The sequence below is a fragment of the Kosakonia sp. BYX6 genome, assembly GCF_038449125.1.
Taxonomy (GTDB): Bacteria; Pseudomonadota; Gammaproteobacteria; order Enterobacterales; family Enterobacteriaceae; genus Kosakonia; species Kosakonia calanthes.
Window position 1 is genome coordinate 1,887,502 of sequence record NZ_CP151800.1, and the last position, 21,912, is coordinate 1,909,413.

Genomic DNA, 21,912 nt, shown 5'->3' on the forward strand with positions numbered 1-21,912 from the left:
CATTTTTTCGCGTTTGTCATTCCCCTGATACCTGCCTAGCTTTTATTCATCCTGAGCTTTTTAATAACGCCTCATGTCACCTCGCTGTTTAGTCAGGGAGGCAGTATGCCTTTTCACGAGTACATGCTTAAACCTTTCTCTCTACTGAAAAGCAACGCAGAAGATATCTCTTTGCCTTCTGAGTCAGTAGACGAATATCGACACAATCATGAACCTGTTACCTGGCCTGGTTTATCAGCCGATGATCTGTTCGAGATATATGGTGATATTTCACCTGAGTATGAGCCGGTCATATCCAATACAGAAAGTGACCTTTCAGAAGATCGCTATCCTTTTGAAGAAAATCATCTTAAGCAATTTATTTTGGCAGCCTACAGCCGCAAGCTGCCCGGCTTCCGGAATCAGTTGTACCCCAAGGTATTCAACGCCAACAGGCGGAAGGATTGCTGGTTTCGCAAAGCGCAATGCTCAGCGCCGAATTTCGGCGTTTTAACCAGTTACAACATTCGCTGATGGCTGAAAGCCGACTGACCCGACAGCAACTGGCAGATTATCTGCAGCACAAAATTGCGGATATTCTTACGGCTGCGCGAGACGCGCGGGTTTATGCAATGAACGCATTACTCACTCAGGTCGATGCGACCGGGTTAGGCAATGCAGAACAACTGGCGTACTGGACACAAAATTACCAGATTTATGCACAACATTTTCGGGCCGTTGATGGCGAACCAGATAAACGTTTGCTGGTGGGTAACCCGCTTGCCAGGGCGCTATTGCCTGCCCGCGAAAAGGAACCCGACAATATCCGTTTAGTCCGGGCGATGCTGCATATGGCCGATACGCTGGGCACAATATCAACAATATTGGTGCGAGAAAAAAAACGGGTGGAACCCGAACAAGAGGACGATCGTAAGCCCTTTCAAGAGAGTAAATGGAAGCACGTTGATGACAGCGTCAAAAACGTTATGCAGGGCATAAAGGGTTTTGGTCTCGGCACGCGCAACACGCTCAGCAGACTCTCTTCAAGGGCAACCCATGCGCTTTTGCCTGGCGTGTATACCGAAGGGCTTAATCGAGCGATAAAAAACAGTGCAATGCTGATGCTTGATGAAATCCAGCAGACAGAACGGCAGATCAAACAGATCCCGGCGCTTGCCGATCTGATGGGCGAAGCGGTGGAACAGCGGTTGCGAGTCAGTCATCCCGCAATAGGGGATGAAGAGCTTCCGGTACTTAGCGTGGTGCTCAATCAGCAATTGGCAGAAGAAACCATGCGTTGGCAGGGGATCAGTTCCCAGGCACAAGAACAACTGGAGGCTTTAATAAAACCGGTTACGCGTTGGTCCAGCGATGAAAGGAAAGAGAAATTCTATGGCACCTTAAGCGAGATACTGGGTCAGACACGGCGAAGCCTGGAGCCCGACAGGTACAAAGACATGCAAAAAATGGATAAAACCATCCGCGAGATAGCCGAGGCTTTGAGCGGCCTTGCTCGCGAGGTAAATGGTTCTGTCGTGCGTTTGGCCGGGCATGGGTATAGCGGAGGCAAAGCGTTAAGGGGACATGCCAGACAATGGTTGATTGAACTCAATCGGCTTAAAGCAACTATCAAAAATCGCGTTGTGGATATTACTGGCCACTCTCTGGATAACTTCTCCCGCAGCGGGATGCTTGTTCGTGGGATAAGTGAATGGGCAGAAACGGTCAAACGTGAGTATCTGCAAGGGATTAGCTCGCAAGAAAAGCATGCCGCGGCGATGTTGTTTGACCAGGCATTCCTTGAGGTTGCAAGCGATAGCCGCAGCCATTTTGCCAAAAAATCCGATCCACAATCGGAAGGATTTTTGCGCCGGCTGACGCTCGCCTTACAGCACGCAGCGGATAACGCAACCGTTTATCCCCCAACGGCGGAAGAGATCCTCGCGGGCTCGCGGAGTTTGCCGGAAGATATTCGACGTTGGGCTGAAAGAAAGGTGGTGAGTGGCGCGTTATCGGCAATCGTGAGGGGAGGGTTTCGGATGGTGACGGGGCCATTCTCCCTACCAGTCCGCGTGGTACTGCGCGGCACACGTACCGGCGTAAACCTCTATCGCGGTGTGCATGCCATTAATCGTGTACGTCTGGGTGAAGGGCCTGCGGTGAATGTGAAAAATAGATTTATTAATCGGGAACTGTCAAAAATCGGCTTTCGATTGACATTATCACTGTCGCCAGCCGTCAGCATGGGGATTGCGACAACGGTAATGGGCGCCCGGTTATATCAGGAGAAAGATAGGCGAAAAAAGGTGGTTAAACGCATTGTCCTGAACTTGCCGGAGGAGTTGTTATGGTCGGGTGGCTATATTGGCGCGGGTAGAGGAATAAACGCTGCGGTAAAAGAGTATGCCGAGCAGGCGATAAGGCGCCAGGTCGAGGAAGCGTTCGCTAATCTCGGCCTGACAGACGAGTTCGACGCTACAGATAAGGTTGATGAGCTGGATGACACTGAACAAGCTCAGCCGCCCGCTGGCGATACAGTGGTCGCTGATGTGCTTGTGCAAGCGTCTTCTGGAGCGGCTACGAACAACAAAGCTGCGCGGCTGAGCAGACCGAAAAGGTTCGCGGGAGTCAACAGTAAGCCTGTCAATTTAGCCACTACAGTAATGCCAGCCTCCACCGCGATTTATCCGTTGTTACCGCGCAAATCTGTCATCAGTGCGGCATTATCAAAGAAAATAAAAGCAGATTTTCCCGTTGCTGACGCGCACCGCGCCGGAGTCGCGAAAGTCGAAGGGGTCAAAAATAGTAAGGCAAAAATCTATCACTCCGGAAAACGCAATTATCTTTATGCCGAGGGGCAATATCATTACATCAGCAATATCAAATATAAAAGTAAAGGAATTGTTACCGCTCAGCTTTATCCCACGGATAGCACTAAACCAAATGACAACAGTTGGGTGCCAATAATTTTTGAGTCTCGCAACAATGTTTGGGCGTGGTACCTGGGGCGAGATCAGGATGCAGCAAAGGGAAGCGAGAGTAAAAACCAGCAAGTACTGACACATACACTCGCCAGTGCTGAACTTATCGCTGCGGCAAAAACCTGGAAATCGAATGTTGCGTTTAGCTATAGCGAAATGGCATCTGGGTGGGAAGGGAGAATATATGCTGATGCTGAAAAGCATTTTATTTTCCTCAATAATTTCTATTGGCCCGTGCAAATGCAGGAGGATAGTAACGCGCTAATTACTATAGGTAAATCTTCAGAAGGTGTGCCGCAAACACTGAACATCTGGCTTGTTGATAACCAGTGGTCGCTCAAGGTTAAAACGCCAGCAAAAAAAGAAAAGCCAAAGGTCGTAACTCCATCACCAGCAACTATTCCAACGCCAATACCCGATGCAATAACAACAGCACCAACAATACCGGAAACAGTACCAGTAAAAACTGCAACTCAGGTTGTGGAAACAGCAAAACCGGCTCCCGTTGCACCTGCAGTCCCTACTTATCCGTTGTTGCCCCGAGCCAGTATCATCAGTGCTGATTTAATCAAAAAAGTGAGAGCAGATTTCCCCGCGTCGGGTGCTTACCGCGCTCCGGTAGCAAAAGTTGAGGGAACAAAAAACAATAAACCTCATATCTATCATACCGGTGCACGAAGGTATCTCTACATTGATGGGCAGTATTATTACATCGGCAATGTAAGGTATAAAAGTCAGGGGATAGTGACGGCACAGCTTTACCTGACTGACAGTACAACGCCAAATGACAATAACTGGCTGCCGATTATTTTTGAACCCCGTAACTATCGTTGGGCGTGGTATCTCGGGCGTGAGGAAGATGCAGCGAAGGGCGATGCTGGCAAGCAAAATAACCAAATACTCACCAGCGCAAGTACCGGACTTATCGCGGCGGCAAAGAAATGGTCTGCCGACAAAACGCTCAATTACAGCAGAATGATATCGGGTCGGGAAGGCCAACTTTATGCCGATGGCGACAAATATTATATCTTTCTGAATAAGCGATATTGGCCAGTACAGCTGCAGAAAGATAACAGCGCTGTTATATCCCCAGGCAAACAAAGAGCAAAAACGCTGTTTCGTAAAACTGGTTCAAATATATGGGAATTAAAGGAGCAGCCGGGTCATAAAGGTAGTTCAGCTATATTGTCTGAGGAAGCAAGACGGTGGGGTGCAACAGGAATAAATAAACACAAATTGCCTGTTTCTGGTGTCGAGGGCGAAATATATAAAGAAAGTGACGGTAAGCATTATATTTATATTTCCAGGCGCTATTGGCTATATACACCATTGAGCGATGATCTCGGTGGGGTTTCTGCTTCTGGTGGTGGACAAAATATGGTCGTCATCATTAATAATAATGATGGTTATTGGGATTTTTCTGAAGCAGTTGATGCTACTAATTTCAATACATTCGCCGTTATTAATGAAAGAATGTCAAAGGCTGAATTTACACCTGCAACGAGGCAGGCTATAGCATCTCAACTCGCTGCTGAACACTTTATTTCATTTAAAAACCTTATTAACCAGCTTTTTATTATTCTGGATAAGGAGTTTAGTCAACTGTATACCCAGCCGAATGATGAGAAGCTAAAGGATATTTTGTGGCTCAGAAATCGTCTCTCGCAACACTCGGACCTTGCACCGCAAACCAGAAATACCGACAGCAACCAGGACTGGGACCCGGTTTTGTTAGCAACCTATTGGGACGCTTTTAATGTTGATGCCGTAGATTACAGTGACCTTGCAACAGCCCGTCAGGCTCGTATTCTCGCTAATGACGCACAGGTAAAATTAGACAAACTCAATAATACAAGTGTCGATAAAAATGAAAAAAAATTGCGTGATATTAATGATGAAATAGAATCGATAAAAGCAGAAGAGAAAGATGAATATGAAAGATACAGAAGCAATCCTGATAAAAATGAGAATGTCCCTTATTATTACATGCGCAAGCGTGAGCTTGCGGAAAAATTAAAAAGTAAAGAGGCCCAGCAAAGCATTGTACGTACGATTGTCGATAGAACCCGCGCTCAAAAGGAAAAGTATCAGCGAGTGATAAAAAATTATAATGAAAAATATAAACATTATGATCTGGGTATTAAGCTTGGCAAGGAAGTATTTAATCAATACCTGTCTGCACAACGTGATAAGTCAGATATTTTAATGGCTGCCGAGGAATCTATTATTGAACTAGCGATGAAAGAGGTCGGTATTCGTAGTAAAACGGGTTTTTCAAATTCTGCGGCCGACCTTCAACAGCTTCGTACTTTACGTATTGCCAGAATAATGATCAGAAACACAATGTCGCAACAGCTCAACTATAACGATTTGGTTGATAAATTGGCCAATAAAAATATTTCAAAACCGATATTGCAAAACAATTATGCAGATATTGTCTGGGCGAATAAGCGAGCCGAAGAACTATCTAAAGAGTTGTATGAAGATGAGGAAAAGCCTGAGGTTTATATTCTTCTTCCAGCGATGCTTTACTGGTTGCTCAAAAACAAAGCAGAGATTTCATCAGTAAAAGGATTAAGCGCCACTAAACTTATTGACGAGTATTTTCAGGATCGCTATTCACTTAATCCATTGATAGCCGTAAAGGAAATGCCGGAAGGGTATACAGCACTGTCCGAAATGCTGGGGAGTGAGTATTTTGAGTCGCAGTTGGAATATAATCAGCAATTTATTGAGTATAAGGAGAAATATAGTGAATGGGAGGCAAGTGAACGTAGCCGTGAATTACTGGCTGTTTCTGGACTTACACTCGATGAAATGTCTGCTCCCGTCAAAAAACGCATTCGATTGAATGTAACCAAAAGCAATAATGTTAAAGATATTCATGCAGGCGAATTACTTTTTGTTCAGCTCGAAGATGGGCGGTGGATATTTTTTTCTATTTTCCCTGAAGCGACTTTCAGCCGAATATTTACCGATGCGCAAATGCACGGCAGTCCCTGGCTAAAAGCCATTGCGACGTTGGATCCGAAAAAGATCCACGCACACGGCCTGGAAAGCGTTTTTGACGAAGCATTCTTTAAACAACATTGCGGCCATGCAAATGAAAAGAATTACTGGGACAGCCGGCGCCGCGCTACCAGGGAAAAGAAAGAGTTAATTAATGGCATACTTTATAAGAAAGAGAATGATGTGCAGTATCCCAATCCCTTTGCTAATTCCCCATACGGTGGTCTTGAGTATGATTTCTACGAACAGGAAACTCAGCCGCATGATAATTTGGTTAAGACGCTGAATATCAGTATGCAAGAGGCGCTTAAACGTTCTGCGGATAGCAGTAAAGCCGCCCTTTATTCGCCATCAATACTGCAACGCGCAGCAGCTCTCTTTGTTCCGTTTTATTCAGAAATCTATAACGCTGTCACCGATCCGGATTACAAACCTGATGCAGCCAGTATCCTTGCGGATATGATTGGGGTCTTTTGTGTTGCCGCTCAAGTCGGCATGAAAGTGAGTGTGCTGGTAAAAAATGCAAAAGGTATAGCGACGCTTACCCGAGAAGGGATTGGACGCGGGTTAGTAGGGAAAAGCCTGTATATGCATGTCGTTAAAGGGTTGGGTAAACAAGGAATTATTGGCGCTGGGGAATTAGCAAAAATAAGCGCCAGCACAATATATGACTTAGTCGATGCTTTCCGCACCCGGGATCTTATCAATTATGCGGCGTCAAAAGCCAAAGCCGCCATGAATTTCAACAAGGTGGTTCCGGGAAAATTGAGTAAAACATTTGATAAAGGGCTTATCCGCAAAGATGTCTCTTTAAACGATATGCAGAAACAAATGTTACATGGTGGCGAAGTCTATGTTGGCGCAGTTTCACCAGCGGGAACCCGATCTTATTACATCAATACTTCCAGCGGCGTCTGCGAAGTTCGCTGGGATGAAACGCTTCGTCAATGGCGTACCGTTGATCCTACCGACCCAACGAAACCCGGTAAGATTGTTCGCTTTGAAAAAGGCTCATGGTTTGCTGAGGTAGATTTCGACAGTAGGCTCGGCCCACCGGAGAAAGGGGAGCAGCCTCAACGTACAGGGCTACCGAAGGAGAAGGTCACATTCAACATCCCGCTCAAACCGGAAACGGGCGATATTCCGGCGAAAGAGTACCTGGATGAACTCTATAAGCTGGACTCAACTCACCAGGCGATAGTCAAACCTAAGGAAAGGTGTCAGATATCCATGGCACCAGTGGCAGAGTTTATGCGTAAGAAGGGTTTTGAAGATATACGCTACCGCGGCATAGCGATATTTTTACATGCGGGCGACAGGTTCCCCGGCAATCATTTCGTGGTCGTGGGCAGAAAGAATGGCAAGGATTATGTCTTTGATCTCACGGCCGGACAGTTTGCCAGTAAATATGATGAACTGAACGGTCCTATTATCCTCCCTGAAGAGTTATGGGCGCAAAAATACGCCAATATTACAAGTAACACACTGATTAAATACGGAGATTACAACACGGCCGCGAAAGCCGATCTCGATTTTGGTATTTTCAGTCATTACACGGCGTATGGCCCGGATGCCATTATTCCTGGCGCAAAGGTACTACGCCGACCTGAATGGTATTTCCCTAAACCACTCGTTGACGTACCAGTAGCTGAAGTACAGGTTGGGACAATAAAACGCTCAATCATCAAAAAAGGCGTGGGCAGTACAATCAGGGCAACGGTTAGGCGCGGAAAGCTGACGCAAAACACGGCGAAAGAGGCAATAGATTATGCTGTTGACTCGCTGGAAAACAGCGAGCTGCTTGGTAAGACAGCGGCGAATACATTGCGCGAGGGAATAAAAAAAGCGGTAAAAAGCGGACAAGCCCTCACCGGGTCAACCGATCTGTTCACTAGCACAAGAATCATCGATAGCCATGAGGCGCTCTTGCGCGTCCGCGAGGGCGAAATGGTATTTTTTATGCGTGTCGACCCCAACATGCCGGAAAAAACAGGGCGGCAAATTCACGTAATGGTCGGTCTGGGTAATGGGCGTTTTACCGGCGTCAACAACAGCGTGCTTAATGTCTCGTTGGGCAATGACCCACGCATATTAACCGCCGAGCAGCTTGTCGAACCCAGTGGTCTCGGTTTCAAACTCAGGGGAGAGAAAGGCAATGTGCAAATTATTGCTGGTTATCCCAAAGGAATGTTAGTGCCGGAACTTCCCAGCCTGAAAAACCTTGCCAGCAAGATCCCGGCGAATGTGAACGTCGACGCCGGGTTAACAGATATATTGAAACAATCCGGCAAGCTCGCACCAGAACAGGCACAGGCGCTACGTACGGCGCTGCATACGGTTATCACTCAACCTGCCCCCGAATTAGGGAAATTGGGCATCGTGGATGAGATACTCAACTCACCCGTGAGAGTACAGAATCCATCGCAACTCGCCGATCTTCCCGCTGGTCACCTGGTTACCTGTATGCCACGCGATAAATCCGATGCTGGACATGTGATATATAGCCTCGGACAAGGTGAGTTTCTTGTTGTTAATCCTGGGCGGCTGGATGCTTCGCTGGCGGGTAAGCCCGCGGTGATGAAAGCAACGGATCTGCCTGAGGGGATATTTACCCGAAATGTTGTCTCATCCGGGGAGATTTCACTTCAAAAGTTGCGCATCGCTGCATTCCTGGGCCCTGGAGGGAAATTATCCGTTGAGGGTTCAACGCTGGTGATTAAAGCGTCTGGCGGTCCCGGCGCAGTGAATCATCTGGATGCCACAGAACTGGCTGATGTTATCCGCGGGCTGGCATTGGATGAAAGTCATGCCATTGATTTGACCAAAATCACCGAAATCAAACTGCAAACAAGTTTTGGTGGGCTAGGGAAAGTACCGCTTGGCAAGGCGTTAGCGTATTTACTGGATAAGAAAGTGACGGTGTACCCGACATTTTTCTCCCCCGAATTGCAGAGCAGTATTAATAAGTTATCAGGCGCCAAAACCTATGTCCCTGGCGATATTACGGCCGAGGAGATTGCGCTTATGACCAGACAACAAAGTAAAAATCATGATTTCTGGAAACGTTTGCGATCGCTCTTCGAGGGTAATCCGATTGGTAAAGCTGAAGATATCAGCGAGGAATTGCGGGTTTTGCTAAACAATGTCGTTGATTATGTGCGCGGCAATGTGTCGATGGAGCAATTTTTTGAAATAGTACCTGAGTATACGAAAGGGCTTCTGATGATCAGAGCAGAGATTAATTTACTGCACTCGAAGAAGGAGTTAGGTACGGATGATTACATCCTACGTAGCACCGATGTCTTGAATGCCAGCAGCTATGCAATTGAGTTACTGCAACGCCATCTCAGTAAGGTCTAGGATCGCAAAACAGCGGTGTTGAAACCCTGCTCATTGAGCAGGGCAATATAGAGGTTACTTCTCCGCCTCGCACGGCGTAACCACCGGGCGCACCGGGAGCAGGTATTTACCCAGCGTGACCAGCACCACCGCCAGAATAATAATACCCAGCGCCAGCCACTCAACTGGGGAGAGGTGTTCGCCACCAAAGCCGGTGCCGAGCAGCACGGCGACCACCGGGTTGACGTAGGCGTAGCTGGTGGCCACGGCAGGCGACACGTTGCGGATTAAATACATATAGGCATTGATGGCGATGATCGAGCCGAACAGCGCCAGGTAGGCCACGGCGAAGAAGCCGGATGCCGGCGGTACGGCGGTGAGGCGCTCGCCACTGATGGCGGATGCCGCAAGCAGAACAATGCCGGCGGTTAACATTTCAATAGCGCCTGCCATCATGCCAGTCGGTAGCTCGACGCGCGAACCGTACACCGAACCAAACGCCCAGCTTATCGATCCCAGCAGAATCAACCCGGCACCCCACGGGTTACCGCTTAAGTTACCGCCGCTGTTGAGCAAAATAATGCCCGCCAGACCAATGGCGATGCCTAACCATTCCAGTTTGCGCGTGGCGATACCGAAAAAGCGGCTGAAGCAAAGGGTAAACAGCGGAACCGTCGCGACAACCACGGCGGCAATACCGGACGGGACATTCTGATGTTCGGCCACGGTGACAAAACCGTTACCCACCGCCAGCAGCAGCACGCCAATCAGCGCGGCGTTGAGCAGCGGGCGCAGCGGCGGCAGCTTGTGGCCGGTCAACAGCAACACCGCGGTTAACAGCACCCCGGCGCAGAAAAAGCGCGTACCGGCCAGCATAAACGGCGGCCAGCTTTCAACGCCAATACGGATAACGAAGTACGTGGAACCCCAAATGATATAGAGCGCAAAAAGCGCTCCAATAAGAGGTAAAACTTGCCTGAAACGCATAACCCACCACGGAGGAATATAAGAGGCTTATAGTAAACGCCAAAACTATCCGGCTGGCGAGTGGTTAATTGTGCTGAAACTGTTAAATTTTTGTTGATGTTTTTTGATGCCAATCCAGGGTGTTTTTCGCCTGCTATCTTTTACTTCATACTGTTCACCGTTCGTTACTCGCTGGGCGATTTTGCGCAGCATAATCAAAAGGAAGACATTTTGGCAGGAAGTAGTTTATTAACCTTACTCGATGACATTGCCACCTTGCTGGATGACATTTCAGTGATGGGCAAACTGGCGGCGAAAAAGACCGCTGGCGTACTGGGGGATGATCTCTCGCTGAATGCCCAGCAAGTCACCGGCGTGCGCGCCAACCGTGAGTTGCCGGTGGTGTGGGGCGTCGCGCGCGGATCGTTATTAAACAAAGTGATCCTCGTTCCCCTGGCGCTGCTGATCAGCGCTTTTATTCCGTGGGCGATTACCCCCTTGTTGATGCTCGGCGGCGCGTTCTTGTGTTTTGAAGGCGTTGAAAAAGTGCTGCACACCATTGAGTCGCGCAAACACAAAGAGAACCCGGAAGCACGCCAGCAGCGGTTAGAAGCATTGGCGGCGCAAAACCCGCAGCAGTTTGAGAAAGATAAAATCAAAGGCGCGATACGCACCGACTTCATCTTGTCGGCGGAAATTGTCGCCATCACCCTTGGCATTGTCGCGGACGCGCCTTTGCTCAACCAGGTGTTGATTCTCTCGGGCATTGCGCTGCTGGTGACGGTCGGCGTTTACGGCCTGGTGGGCATTATCGTCAAGCTTGATGATATGGGCTATTGGCTGGTGGAGAAAAACGGCGCGCTGGCGCAAGGGCTGGGTAAAGGCCTGCTGGTCGTTGCGCCGTGGTTGATGAAGGTCTTGTCGGTGGTCGGTACGCTGGCGATGTTTCTGGTCGGCGGCGGAATTGTGGTGCACGGTATTGCGCCACTGCATCACGCCATTGAACATTTCGCCAGCGCACAAAATGCGTTGTTACAGGCGTTGACGCCGATGGTGGCAAATCTGCTGCTCGGCTTTGTTATTGGTGCAATTGTTGTGGTTATCGTGAAAATGGTGACCCGTTTGCGCGGCAGCGAAGCATAAATTCTCTCGCCTGGAGTTATGCAAAATAAACAAACTTCGTCTAAGGTGAAAAAGTTTCACCCTGATACAGGAGGCAGTAATGGTCTTTGTGGTCAGCGATGAAGTTCAGGCGAAAAATGGTGGTCCGCGCATGATCGTCACCGGTTACGCCAGCGGTATGGTGGAGTGTCGGTGGTATGACGGCTATGGAGTCAAACGGGAAGCCTTTCGTGAAGATGAACTGATGCCTGGCGACAGGCGCAGGATCCACGAAGAAGCATAACCCCTTGAAACGCCCGGCATTGCTGGGCGTTTTTCTTGCAAACACAGCAGCCGTTTTGTTGTCCGGCGTGGACCAAAGCAACAATCTCTAACTTATCAGGGAGCCACAGTGCGGCAGCTCAATGTCGTCAACGTGCCCGGACAACATAAAAACGCTAAACGCTATTTCGATCCAACATGGGTGGTCAACCTCTGTTTTGTGATCGTTATGGTCTTTTCCACGATGCTGACCTGGCGTGAAGTGATTGTTCTTGAGGGCGCGTATGGCGCGAGTCAACGCAGTGCGCTGGCCAACGTTAGCAACGCGCTGGACATGCAAATGCAGGTCGGTATCGACAGGCTACTGTTTTTCCGCCACACCATGCAGGCAGCACTGCAAACGCCGCTGGATCTGAACATACTGCGTAAACGTCACGACGAGTTCGACAGCAAACGGGCGCTGCCGCAGTGGCGTGTTGGCGTGGATAATCCGCGTACGTTGCCGGTGTATGGCGTTTCTGATTATTTCGTCAATCAAACCGATTTGCTCAACCGCGACAACGATGCGCTGCACAATGAACTGACCGCCGCTATTGAACTCGGCTATCTATTTCGTCTCTCCTCCCATGCGCTGTTGGCGCCGCGCAAGTCCTGGTACGTTTCGCGCGCCGGGTTTTTTATTTCCACCGAAGCCGTGAACAACGAACAAGATATTGTCCCGACTTACTATCACTTACTGATGCATCCGTGGTTTAGCGGGCAACAATTGCACGAGAATCACGGTCGAGGCGTGCGTTGGTTTACCGACCTGGCGCCGAAAAGCCCCAACGGCAGCAATGTCGTTGCCAGTGTACCGCTTGATTACAACGGCTACTGGTTTGGCGTGGTGATGATGAGTTTCCCGGTGGATGCGATTACTCAGTTGCTGATCGGCACCCAGCAGGGCGTACAGGAACGTGAGCGCGGCGAATATCAGCTCTATGATACGAATTTCAAGCTGCTGACCAGCACATTGTCGACGAGCGCGGCGGATCGCACCTTCAACCGCAAAGAGCGCGCGTTGCTCGAAGCGGATATGGCGCGCGACACCATTGGCGGCATGCGGCTTGGCTCGCGCTATGTGAGCTGGCAAAAGCTAAAACATTTTGGCGGCGTACTGTTGCGCATCCATACGTTGCGCGAAGGGATTATCGGCGATTTTGGCCGCATCACCATTGCGATGTTTATTCTGTGGCTGCTGTTTATGGCGATGCTGCTGGTGGCCTGGGGCGTGATCCGCCGGATGGTGAAAAACATGTACGCCATGCAAAGAACATTGCAATGGCAAGCGTGGTACGACCCGTTAACGCGCCTGTGCAATCGCGGCGCGCTGTTTGAGCGGGCGAAAACCATATCGAAACTCACGCGCTCGCAAAAACTGCCTTTCGCAGTCATTCAGCTCGATCTGGATCACTTCAAAAACGTCAACGACCGCTTTGGTCACCAGGCCGGGGATTTAGTGCTGTCGCATACCGCCGGGCTTATCAGCAGCACCATCCGCGATCAGGATGTCGCCGGGCGCGTCGGCGGCGAGGAGTTTTGCATTCTGTTGCCGGGGAGCACGCTATTGCAGGCGACGCAGATCGCCGAGCGTATTCGCCAGCGCATCGGCAGCAAAGAGATGTTGATTCATAAGCACACGACCATCCGCATCAGTGCTTCTTTCGGTGTCTGCGACGCGCTGGAAGAGGGCAATTATGATTTCGAATATCTGCAATCCGTTGCCGATCGTCGTTTATACCGGGCGAAAAACAACGGGCGAAATCAGGTTTGTTCCTCGGATGAAACGCCGAACACGTGATCCAGCCCTTCGCGCCAGCCCGCTGCGCCTTCCAGTTCAGTATGGTAGACGCGCTCTGCCGTGTCGTGGTGAAGCTGGATCCCCTGGCGGTTCAGGCCTCTGACTACAATCGCGTAATCAACGTTTTCAAGCAGCGGCGCATCGTTGGGGCCATCGCCTAGCCCAACGGTCTGCGAATGTTTTCCCCGGTAATGGCGATATTGGCGGGTCAGCCAATTCACCGCCTGATCTTTCCCGCCGCGCTCATCCAGCACATGCCAAAAGCGCGCGCCCTGCACGAAACGCAGGCCTAACTGCGACAGCGCTTCGTCAAACGAGGCCATGCGTTCATCGCTGTCGCGCCAGATCAGCGTTTCAGACGCTTCCTGCAACTTCGCGAGGCTCGCTTGCGCAGGCGGCAGGCCGGTCAGCTCGGCGAGCACATGCTCATCCAGCTCGGCAAACGTGGTGAACTTCCAGTCGTTACTCTTACGTAACTGCATAAGCACGCGGGCGATTTCCGCATGCGGCGCACCGGTAATAATGCGCGGGTAATCGTCATGATCCTGCCAATGTTCATCAAGTTGTATAACCGCGCCATTCTCAGCGATAAACGGCAAGCCCTGTAGCTGCAACATGTTTTGGATAGCTATCATCTCCGCCGCCGTCTTGCTGCTGCATAAAATCACCGGGATCTGCTTTTCGCGCAGGCGGGCAAGCCAGCCTGCGGCCGCTTGCCACTCGCCGGTATGGCTATCGAGCAATGTGCCATCCACATCGGTAAACACCAGTAACGGGTCTTCCAGGCTCGGCATGTTGGGCTCCTTAGCGTGAGTAAGAGAAGAATGACGATCGCGCATTGTATTCACTTGGATACTGTACGGATTCTAAATATTTGTTTTATGGATATATCTTGTCTTAGCAATTCTTTGTCGATAGAGTTGCAGCGACATCAGTTTCCCCTGATGTACGAATTTTTAAGTGCTTCTTGCGCAAGCAAGTTATCCCGGCCATGTCTCATGGCCGGTTTTTTTCGTTCTAGCGATTTGCCTCTGTGATGCTGAAGTCATGCACGTCCAGCTCAAAAGCTTCCGCCAGTTCCCGCCAGGTGTGATACTCCCGACCATCAATGCTTACGCGCTGACCATCTCCGTCCTCAATGCGGTGAACTTCGCTTTCGCTGATCTCATTAATGGCCGCCAGCAGCGCGTCGACATCTACGTGCACATCGCGTTTGGCCGTTTCGTCGTACTCTCTCGCCGTTTTCATACTGTCACCTCGTTCACAGTCCTGAAAATAAGTATAGACGGTAGAAAAAAACGCCAGCCAAACTGCGGGGCGCTGTCAGCCACGGCGTTTTGTTCTACACTGGCGTAAATACGAAAGGAGGGGGACAAAATGAAGGTTAACGATCGGGTGACAGTTAAAACGGACGGGGGACCTCGCCGTCCGGGTGTGGTATTGGCTGTTGAAGCGTTTAATGAAGGTACAATGTACCTGGTTTCACTGGAAGATTACCCGCTCGGTATTTGGTTCTTTAATGAAAAAGACCACCCGGACGGGGTATTTGTTGAATTAGAAAATTAATTTTCGCCCTCCAAAAAAAGGAGGGTGAATATATAACAATCTCTTTAACGCATATTAACAAATATACCAGTGGTAACATTATCTGTTAGCCGCACTACATGATAAATGACTTGTTTATTATGCGTTTTAATTTTCCTTTTAATATTTCCCTTATGTGATGATACCGTTTTGGCTTTAATATTCATCTGATCGGAGATTTGAATCGTATCCTGACCTGACATCCACATTTTTAACATGCTGGATTCGGTCCGACTTAGTGAAAGCGTTGGCAAATTAATGGGTCCGACGCTTTTTTTCTCCTTGTTCAGGTAATCTCCCAAAATATTATCCAGTGATTCCGGTTTTATTGATTTAGAACTGATTAACAGGTTTTTACGGACTAACAGGTATTCATCAAAATGGATATTGGCGATTGCCATAAACACAATAAACAGCGCACGGGGATGCTGATTAATGACTTGCTTTATATGTTGACTGCTGCTTGGGTCATGGATAAAGCAGTCCTCATTAATAAACACCACGGATGGCTGTAGTGTGGCGCAAGCTGATTCGAGTTCATCGACAGTTTGAACGTCGTTGATTTCCCGTTTTTTTACCCCCCGGCTCGTCAGATACCCTGTTAATCCCAACCGGGTATAACTGCATAAATCCATAATAATCGTTGACATGGCATACCCTCACTCAATGCGTAACGATAATCTACCACCCGCCAGAAGCTTCAGAAGCCATACAGGAAAAAATATATATAACTGAAGTGCGAGACGAAGACTTCAGGCGAATCCACTATCCCGTAAAGTTACGTATAATTTGCCAGGAATCATCTCAAAGTAAAGTAAATGTTGCTTTCTGTGAGGGCGCTAAAAACAAATAAACCGCGTCAGATATATCCTGGTCTGTGTTTTCCTAATTTAACTTTAGGATTTTCCTCAGAGAGGCAATACGAAAATTACGGGTTTGTATTTCGTGGCAGCTCGCTGACAATATCCGCTAACAGATTGAATATCTCGCTGAATAAACGTTCGCAGAACGGAGCGATTAACGGCATCATGGCCGCCATCAGTAAAATACCGACGCTTAACGTAACGGGAAAACCGATCACAAACACCGATAATTGCGGCGCCATACGGTTCAGTAAGCCAAGGGAGAGGTTAATGGTCAGTAGCAGGGTGATAATCGGCAGCGCCAGCATTAAACCATTGAGGAAAATCATCCCAGCCGCCCGCGTTAACGCCATGTAAGCATTGCCGTTTACCGGGTTACCGCCAATCGGCAAAGTGTGGAATGTGTCCACCAGCATTGAAATCAGCCACAAATGCCCATTGAGTGTCAGGAACAACAGCAACGCCAGCATATCGACAAGGCGCGCCAGGACCGGCATGTTCAGGTGGCTGGTGGGATCAACAAAAGTGGCGAATGAAAGGCCCATTTGCAGGCCGATTAATTCCCCGGCCATACGGATGGTGGCAAAGGCGAATTGCATAGTGAAACCGAGCGCAATGCCAATCAGAATCTGCTGAAGCGCCACCCACAGGGCAGCCGGCGAGAAAATCGGAATATCCGGCACCGGCGGCAGTGTCGGGGCGACCACCATCGTTATTACAATCCCCAGGCCCACTTTAATCCGCCGGGGAATGCGCGATTCGCTCAGAATAGGCGCGGTCATGATCAGCGCCATCACGCGCAGCAGCGGCCAGAAATACAGACTGATCCAGTGTATCCACTGGTCGCTGGTGACGTTCAACATAGGCCGGATTACCCGATGATGTAAGGAATGTTGTTGAACAGAGTACGCATATAATCAAGCAGCAAATTGAGCATCCACGGCCCGGCAACCACGATAGTGACAAACACCGCGATAATTTTCGGGATAAACGAGAGCGTCATTTCGTTGATTTGCGTCGCCGCCTGCAAAATGCTGATCACAAGGCCGGTGATCAGCGCGATCAGCAGCAGCGGGGAGGCGAGCGCGAGCGCGACTTTCATCGCCTCGGTGCCCATCATCATGACCGATTCGGGTGTCATGCCTTACTCCTAACTGTAAAAGCTTTGCGCCAGCGAGCCGACAAGCAGCTGCCAGCCATCCACCAGCACAAACAACATCAGTTTGAACGGTAGCGCGATCGTCGCAGGTGGCACCATCATCATCCCCAGCGCCATCAGCACGCTTGCGATCACCAGGTCGATAATCAGGAAGGGAATAAAAATCGTAAAACCAATCTGGAACGCGGTTTTCAGCTCGCTGGTGACATACGCCGGCAGCAGAATGCGCATCGGCACCGCTTCTGGCCCTTCAATCGGCGGGCTATTGGAAAGACGGGCGAACAGTGCGAGATCCGCCTGGCGGGTCTGACGCAGCATAAATTCACGCAGCGGTTGCGCGCCCCGGTCGATCGCCACATCCAGCGAAATCTTGTTTTCGCTAAACGGCTGATACGCGTCGGTGTAAATCTTGTCGAGCACCGGCGACATAATGAAAAAGGTCAAAAACAGCGCCAGACCCAGCAATACCTGGTTCGGCGGCGCCGACGGCGTACCGAGCGCATTTCGCAGCAGGCCAAACACAATGATGATGCGAGTAAAGCTGGTCATCATCAGCAAAATGGCGGGCAGGAAGGTGAGGGAGGTGATAAACACCAACGTCTGCACTGGCAGCGACCAGCTTTGGCCTCCGCCTGCCAGCGGCTGGCTGACCAGCCCCGGAAGTTGTGCGAACGCAGCAGGCGCAACCAGACACAGCCCGGCCAGCGCAAAAGGGAACAAACGGCGCATCAGGATCTCCCGGAACGCTTGAGCAAATTCTTCATCACGGACTGGAAATCCACATTTTTCTCGTTCACGGCTTCGCTGTCGACGGGGGCGGGCGGAAGTTTGTGCAACAGATTGATGTTGGTGGGCGTAACGCCCAGCACCAGGCGTGCATCTTCAACATCCACAATCACCACGCGTTCGCGCGGGCCAACCGTGGAGCTGGCAGTCACTTTTAAACCCCGACTGCTGGCGGTTCTGCCGCCAAAGCCGAAGCGTTTGGCAAGCCAGGCCGCGATCAAAATCACGGCGATGATGCCAAACAGCGCGCCACTGACTTGCAACAGTGGCGCGCCGGAAACGGCGGACGGTTGAGAAACCGTGGCCTGTGTCTTCATACTTGCCTCAGCGGCTCAGACGACGCATACGCTCGGAAGGCGTGATGATGTCGGTGATGCGCACGCCGTATTTATCGGCCACCACCACGACTTCACCTTGAGCTATCAAATAACCGTTGATCAGGATATCCAGCGGTTCACCCGCCAGCCCATCAAGGGCGACCACCGAACCCTGCGTCAGGCGCAGCAGCTCTTTGATCGTCATGCGGGTACGACCCAATTCAACCGTCAGTTTGACGGGGATATCCATAATCAAATCGATATCCTGAAGATTACCGCCAACTTCGCCGCCGCCAAGCTGCTGGAACACGGCGTCAGCCGCGGTTTTCGTGCCAGACGTGGTTTTTTGTTCGTTCAACGCGTCAGCCCACAGATCGTCCAGTGCTCCGCTGTTCTCATCGGACGGATTGTTCATATCACTCATTTGGGCTGTTCCTCATTCAGCGAATTCAAAATCGGGTTTATCAAGTGCTCAACACGTAACGCATATTGCCCGTTGACCGTACCGTACTGGCTGGTAAGCACCGGTACGCCGTCGACGTGCGCGATAATGCGGTCGGGTTTATCAATCGGCAGCACATCGCCGGGTTTGAGCTTAAGTATCTGCGACAGGCGCAGGGGAATATCCGCGAAATTGGCAATCAAAGTCAGCTCAGAGTGCTGAACCTGACGCACCAGGTTGTCACGCCAGTTCTGGTCTTCATTGCGTGAGTTTTCCAGCGGCGGGTTAACCAGCGTTTCGCGCAGCGGCTCGATCATGCTGAACGGCAGACAGATATTGAACTCACCGGTCAGGTTGCCGATTTCCACATGGAACGGCGTATTGACGACGATATCGTTAGGCGATGTGGTGATGTTCGTAAACTTCACCTGCATTTCAGAACGCACGTATTCAACATCAAGCGGGTGAATCGCTTTCCACGCGTCGCTGTACGCTTCAAGCGCCAGCTTCAGCATGCGGTTGATCACGCGTTGTTCAGTGTGCGTGAACTCGCGGCCTTCCACTTTGGTTGGAAAACGCCCGTCACCGCCAAACAAGTTATCCACAGCGATAAACACCAGGCTTGGCGAGAACACGAACAGGCCGGTTCCGCGCAGCGGTTTTAAGTGGATCAAGTTAAGGTTGGTGGGAACGGGTAAGTTACGCGCAAATTCATGGTAGGGCTGAATGCGGATCGCGCCGACGGTGATATCCGGGCTACGACGCAGCAGGTTGAACAACCCCATGCGAAACTGGCGTGCGAAACGTTCGTTGATGATCTCCAGCGCCTGTAAACGTTCACGAACGACGCGGCGCTGGGTATTCGGGTCATAGGGGCGAATGTCGCTTTCGCCCGCCATACCCGGTTTCGGCTCATCACTTTTATCGCTGTCGCCATTAAGCAGCGCATCGATTTCTGCCTGAGAAAGAATACTATCGCCCATGTCTTTACCGCAAAATGAAAGCTGTATAAAGAACGTCAGTGACTTCCTGCTTCGGTTGTCCTGGCACTAATGGCGTTGCGATTGTTTCTTTAATCGCGGTAGCAAGGTTCTGCTTGCCCTCGTTGGTTGCGAGCTGATTAGCGTCCTGACGTGAGAACAACAGCAACAAGCGGCTACGCACTTCCGGCAGATATTCACTCAATCTTGCCCGCGTGGCGTCATCTTTCAGACGCAGCGTGATCCCGACATAGAGCACGCGGTCTGCGTCGCCCAGGTTCACGGTAAAGGTGTCCAGTGCGAAGAAGACAGGCGCAGGCGGAGGCGGAGCTTCCACTTTGGCGTTAGCCGCTGGTTTTTGTTGCATACGCCAGTAACTATAGCCAGCTGTGGCACATGCCGCGAGTGTGATTAACACCAGCAGCGGGATCCAGATAGAGCGCTTGCGTTTTTTGTTGAGAGCGGAGTCAGTCATCTGATACGGGCTTCCTGTTAACAGCTTATGAGGTGATTATCCCGTGTCCTGCTCCGGTCAAAGGGCGGAAAAGACGGGGATAATCATGCTACCTCTGGCGTTAGGCAAAGATGTCGACCGCGCCGTTACCGCGAGCCGCAGACTGCAAGCTCGCCGGGGCGACCAGCGCCTCTTCATCATCGCTGCCAAAACGATCGCCGGAACCCGAGCGTGAAGCCTGTTGCTGCTGGGAAGACTGCTGTTGTTGGCCTGCGAAGCTTTCGCTGCTGATATTGCTCTGACCGAGTTGAATACCGCTTTCAGCAAGAGACGTACGCAGCATCGGCAACGCCGCTTCCAGCGCCTGACGAACATGGCTGTGCGCTGACACCATCTGCAATTGCGCTTGATTATCTTCAAGCTTAATCGAAATTTGCACCTGGCCCAGATCTTCGGGGTGTAAACGCAATTCCGCGCTCTGCTGACCCTGGCGGGTAAACAGCGTCACATGCTGGCTAAGATTCTGCTGCCACTCATGGCTGCCGAGCGGGGCGCTAAGTACCGGTGCCGCGACGGGCGTACTGGCCTGCGCAGCGCTCACGCTGGTGGTGACCGGCGCGAGGCTGGCGGTGGTGTTGGTGGTTTGCAGCGCGGCGGTGTCATTCTCTTTTTTCGCCGAAGCCGTTGAGGCGAGCGTCGCGGTTTGCTGCGCGTCATCCGCCACGTTGAACGGCGCTGCGCCTGTGGCGTTATCAGCTTTCGCGCCGGTGCGCGGCAGGTCGGCGTCGGTGGCCGTCGACATCGCGCTGTTATTCAGTGCGCGGTTCGCCGCCCCGGCCACATCGACTTTGCCTGTGGCGGTTGTTGGCTGTGCGCTGGTGGTCAACTGCGCGGCTTGTTGATGCGGCAACATCGCCATCAGCGCGCTCAGGCCTGCCAGCTCGTCATCGCTTAAATCAGTTTTTTCATCGCTGTCGCTGGCTTGCGCGGTTTTGCTTAATGCCGCCAGCACATCGGTTTTGGCGGCAGGCGTCAGGCCAGACAGCAGATTCTGCATGTCTTCCGTACTTTTCGCCGAGGCAATCACATCACTTTTCGCGCTCTGGCGCGCCAGCAAATCCGCCAATTTCTGCGCGGGCGTTTGTGCTTGTGTTTCTTCGCCCGCAGCCGCCGTCAGGTTGCCTTTGCCCAGCTTGCCGCTTAACGCCGCCGCTTGTAAGTCGGCAAGGGTCAGCGGCGCATCGCTTTCTTGCCCCTGCACGCCGGACATCGCGCCGGTCAGCATGGCAAGAAAATCTTGTGCGGCATCCCCGCCGGTTTTGCCCGTCTGCGCACCGGTGGTAGTGGTGTCGGATTCCGTAACTAACAGTTTTGGCAACGTGATCATTCTATTTTCCTCAGGGATGCTCGCTGTGCAAACTCATCCATTTTTTTCTGATCGAGACGGTTTTCCGCCAGCAGTGCGGCGGCGCTTTGACGGTCCTGCAACGTTTGCCAGGCCTGTAAGCGCTGTTTCTTTTCACGCCAGCAACCCAGCGCGAAATCCACTTTTTCGTTCCACTGAGCTAACTGATGGCGATGTTGTTCAATGGCTTTTTCGAGCGTCTGAATAAACTGCTGATAGTTCTGCCAGCGTTGGTTATCAATCCCCTGGCTCATGGTGTTATTCAGGCTGCTGCGGTACTCATGCTGATAATCGATCAGCATTTTTAACTGTTCTTCGGCTTGCTGGCAGCCGCGACGCATTTCACCCAGTTTCAGTGCCGCGTCGTCCACTTCTTTTTCTGCCAGATCTTTTAGCGTCGTTAATGCGCTGTTCTGCGTCATAAA

At 50.9% G+C, this 21,912-nt stretch carries 19 protein-coding genes; 6 read left to right on the forward strand and 13 right to left on the reverse strand.

Annotated elements, in window-relative coordinates:
* Positions 1-105 precede the first annotated feature (105 nt).
* Together AAEY27_RS08855 and AAEY27_RS08860 are read left to right on the forward strand one after the other, a co-directional pair.
* Positions 106-513, forward strand: a complete 408-nt coding sequence (locus tag AAEY27_RS08855) for a hypothetical protein (protein ID WP_342324717.1) — start codon at positions 106-108, stop codon at positions 511-513.
* The gene (locus AAEY27_RS08860; RefSeq protein WP_342324718.1) at positions 444-9,329 is read left to right on the forward strand and encodes a hypothetical protein; all 8,886 of its coding nucleotides are present in this window, start codon (positions 444-446) and stop codon (positions 9,327-9,329) included. Before AAEY27_RS08855 ends, AAEY27_RS08860 begins: the two co-directional genes overlap by 70 nt.
* A 54-nt stretch (positions 9,330-9,383) precedes the next feature.
* Here AAEY27_RS08860 and yedA read toward each other — a convergent pair whose 3' ends face one another.
* A complete protein-coding gene (gene yedA / locus AAEY27_RS08865; protein ID WP_342324720.1) occupies positions 9,384-10,295 on the reverse strand; it encodes a drug/metabolite exporter YedA in 912 nt (303 codons plus the stop codon).
* A gap of 210 nt (positions 10,296-10,505) precedes the next feature.
* Between yedA and AAEY27_RS08870 the strand changes: the two genes are divergently transcribed.
* From AAEY27_RS08870 to dgcQ, 3 genes are all read left to right on the forward strand, one after another.
* Positions 10,506-11,417 carry a DUF808 domain-containing protein gene (locus tag AAEY27_RS08870; RefSeq protein WP_342324721.1) on the forward strand — a complete coding sequence of 304 codons (912 nt, stop codon included), beginning with the start codon at positions 10,506-10,508 and terminating at the stop codon, positions 11,415-11,417.
* Between the two features lie 79 nt (positions 11,418-11,496).
* Positions 11,497-11,679 (forward strand): YodC family protein, encoded by a 183-nt coding sequence (locus AAEY27_RS08875; protein WP_342324722.1) that lies wholly within the window; start codon positions 11,497-11,499, stop codon positions 11,677-11,679.
* Positions 11,680-11,787: 108 nt separating this feature from the next.
* Positions 11,788-13,497 carry a cellulose biosynthesis regulator diguanylate cyclase DgcQ gene (dgcQ, locus tag AAEY27_RS08880; RefSeq protein ID WP_342324723.1) on the forward strand — a complete coding sequence of 570 codons (1,710 nt, stop codon included), beginning with the start codon at positions 11,788-11,790 and terminating at the stop codon, positions 13,495-13,497.
* Here the strand turns inward: dgcQ and AAEY27_RS08885 are convergent.
* Together AAEY27_RS08885 and yodD are read right to left on the reverse strand one after the other, a co-directional pair.
* Positions 13,461-14,291: a mannosyl-3-phosphoglycerate phosphatase-related protein gene (locus AAEY27_RS08885; protein WP_342324725.1), complete on the reverse strand. Its 831-nt coding sequence runs from the start codon at positions 14,289-14,291 to the stop codon at positions 13,461-13,463. The genes dgcQ and AAEY27_RS08885 overlap by 37 nt on opposite strands.
* A gap of 223 nt (positions 14,292-14,514) precedes the next feature.
* Positions 14,515-14,745 (reverse strand): YodD family peroxide/acid resistance protein, encoded by a 231-nt coding sequence (gene yodD, locus AAEY27_RS08890; RefSeq protein ID WP_342324727.1) that lies wholly within the window; start codon positions 14,743-14,745, stop codon positions 14,515-14,517.
* Positions 14,746-14,874: 129 nt separating this feature from the next.
* Here yodD and dsrB point away from each other — a divergent pair, with 129 nt between their 5' ends.
* Positions 14,875-15,063: a protein DsrB gene (gene dsrB, locus AAEY27_RS08895; protein WP_342324729.1), complete on the forward strand. Its 189-nt coding sequence runs from the start codon at positions 14,875-14,877 to the stop codon at positions 15,061-15,063.
* Between the two features lie 44 nt (positions 15,064-15,107).
* Here dsrB and rcsA read toward each other — a convergent pair whose 3' ends face one another.
* From rcsA to fliJ, 10 genes are all read right to left on the reverse strand, one after another.
* The gene (gene rcsA, locus AAEY27_RS08900) at positions 15,108-15,731 is read right to left on the reverse strand and encodes a transcriptional regulator RcsA (RefSeq protein ID WP_342324731.1); all 624 of its coding nucleotides are present in this window, start codon (positions 15,729-15,731) and stop codon (positions 15,108-15,110) included.
* A 278-nt stretch (positions 15,732-16,009) separates the two neighbouring features.
* Positions 16,010-16,807 carry a flagellar biosynthetic protein FliR gene (gene fliR, locus AAEY27_RS08905; protein WP_342324732.1) on the reverse strand — a complete coding sequence of 266 codons (798 nt, stop codon included), beginning with the start codon at positions 16,805-16,807 and terminating at the stop codon, positions 16,010-16,012.
* A gap of 8 nt (positions 16,808-16,815) precedes the next feature.
* Complete coding sequence (gene fliQ, locus AAEY27_RS08910; RefSeq protein ID WP_023479157.1) at positions 16,816-17,085, reverse strand: flagellar biosynthesis protein FliQ; 270 nt, start codon at positions 17,083-17,085, stop codon at positions 16,816-16,818.
* A 9-nt stretch (positions 17,086-17,094) separates the two neighbouring features.
* Positions 17,095-17,832, reverse strand: a complete 738-nt coding sequence (fliP, locus tag AAEY27_RS08915) for a flagellar type III secretion system pore protein FliP (RefSeq protein ID WP_342324736.1) — start codon at positions 17,830-17,832, stop codon at positions 17,095-17,097.
* Positions 17,832-18,206, reverse strand: coding sequence for a flagellar biosynthetic protein FliO (fliO, locus tag AAEY27_RS08920; protein ID WP_342324738.1), 375 nt, complete (start codon positions 18,204-18,206; stop codon positions 17,832-17,834). The genes fliP and fliO overlap by 1 nt, the downstream gene beginning before the upstream one ends.
* Positions 18,207-18,213: 7 nt before the next feature.
* Complete coding sequence (gene fliN, locus AAEY27_RS08925) at positions 18,214-18,630, reverse strand: flagellar motor switch protein FliN (RefSeq protein WP_342324740.1); 417 nt, start codon at positions 18,628-18,630, stop codon at positions 18,214-18,216.
* Complete coding sequence (gene fliM, locus AAEY27_RS08930) at positions 18,627-19,631, reverse strand: flagellar motor switch protein FliM (protein WP_342324742.1); 1,005 nt, start codon at positions 19,629-19,631, stop codon at positions 18,627-18,629. Before fliM ends, fliN begins: the two co-directional genes overlap by 4 nt.
* 4 nt (positions 19,632-19,635) lie before the next feature.
* The gene (gene fliL / locus AAEY27_RS08935; protein WP_342324743.1) at positions 19,636-20,103 is read right to left on the reverse strand and encodes a flagellar basal body-associated protein FliL; all 468 of its coding nucleotides are present in this window, start codon (positions 20,101-20,103) and stop codon (positions 19,636-19,638) included.
* Positions 20,104-20,203: 100 nt separating this feature from the next.
* Positions 20,204-21,469: a flagellar hook length control protein FliK gene (gene fliK, locus AAEY27_RS08940; protein WP_342324744.1), complete on the reverse strand. Its 1,266-nt coding sequence runs from the start codon at positions 21,467-21,469 to the stop codon at positions 20,204-20,206.
* A complete protein-coding gene (fliJ, locus tag AAEY27_RS08945) occupies positions 21,466-21,909 on the reverse strand; it encodes a flagellar export protein FliJ (protein WP_342324746.1) in 444 nt (147 codons plus the stop codon). The genes fliK and fliJ overlap by 4 nt, the downstream gene beginning before the upstream one ends.
* Between the last annotated feature and the right edge of the window lie 3 nt (positions 21,910-21,912).